This is a genomic window from Nitrosomonas sp. GH22 (genome assembly GCF_009833115.1).
In the GTDB taxonomy this organism is placed as follows: Bacteria; Pseudomonadota; Gammaproteobacteria; order Burkholderiales; family Nitrosomonadaceae; genus Nitrosomonas; species Nitrosomonas eutropha.
The window spans coordinates 1-1,032 of record NZ_QRCA01000076.1; the positions used below are offsets into that span (position 1 = coordinate 1).

At 49.3% G+C, this 1,032-nt stretch carries 3 protein-coding genes; all 3 read right to left on the reverse strand.

The features are described from left to right. Window positions 1-360 (reverse strand): TSUP family transporter (locus ABF86_RS12380; protein ID WP_160803664.1); only part of this gene is annotated, 360 nt, incomplete at its 3' end. A gap of 278 nt (window positions 361-638) precedes the next feature. Next, window positions 639-878 carry a DUF167 domain-containing protein gene (locus ABF86_RS12385; protein WP_041515096.1) on the reverse strand — a complete coding sequence of 80 codons (240 nt, stop codon included), beginning with the start codon at window positions 876-878 and terminating at the stop codon, window positions 639-641. A gap of 50 nt (window positions 879-928) precedes the next feature. Next, on the reverse strand, window positions 929-1,024 hold the full coding sequence (locus ABF86_RS13150; RefSeq protein ID WP_269746060.1) for a manganese efflux pump: 96 nt from the start codon (window positions 1,022-1,024) through the stop codon (window positions 929-931). Window positions 1,025-1,032 lie beyond the last annotated feature (8 nt).

Here is a 1,032-nt window from a genome sequence, read left to right on the forward strand (position 1 = left end):
GATAATCAGTACGCCGATGACCAGTTTGAGCGGTGAAACTGCCAGTTCACGACCGAATGCCATGTACTGGAATACTGGAGGGACTTCGCCAAGCCAGTTGAGGAGACCAGCACCTGCAAACGCCGCGAGAACAGCGGGTAACCCAAATTTCAGCAGGATTGATTTATCTGCGCGATGCCCCATCAATACCAACTTGAACAGATTGTTTGTGAAGTGAACCACTGCCGTGATAGCGATGGCTATTTCAAGTGGAAAGAATATCGCCACCACTGGCATCAACAGTGTTCCCAGACCAAACCCGGAAAACAGAGTGAGGCCGGAAGCAAGAAGTGCAGCAGTACAAACGATGATGTATTCCATATCAGTCTCCTGGATGCCCAACATGGAGTTGAGCCGGAACGTAAACGATCGGCTCTAACTGCTCGTTAGGCAGGCAGTTCACCTTTTTTCTTTACAACTGAATCAGTTCCGCCGTGTTCCCTTTCTGAAGGAAGCTGTATGACCTGGTCAAGGAAATCTTCAACGCTTGGGATTGGTGGATTATTCCTGAGGTAATCCGCGCTCGAAAGGAGCGAGCAGACTTCATGGGAAGCACTGTGCGCTGGCATGAGGTACCCCCTGGAACGCGTTGTTAGGTCTCATCGCTCGACTTTTACCAGTTTGGTGCGGCCAGACGTTCCGGACTTGATGAAAACCGCAGACTTGCGGCATTGAAAATGCTTCGCCACAAGAGCGATGAGTTCTGCATTGGCTTGGCCGTCTACTGGCGGCGCTTTCAATTGAGCTACCCACGAACCATCCGAAGCTTGCACCAGGGATGAGGCTCTGGACCGAGGTTTCACTTTAATCTGCAGAGTAACAGCATGCTGATTGGTCATTATGTTCGCATGGCATTGCTTTGTTATGTATCTGGGTTCGTGGCTGAATTTCAAAATGCTAATATTTTGAACCCTATGAGGATAAGTACTATACCCCCGAACAGTTCTGCTTTACTTTCTAACCACGCACCACTTTTTGCGCCTATGAATACAC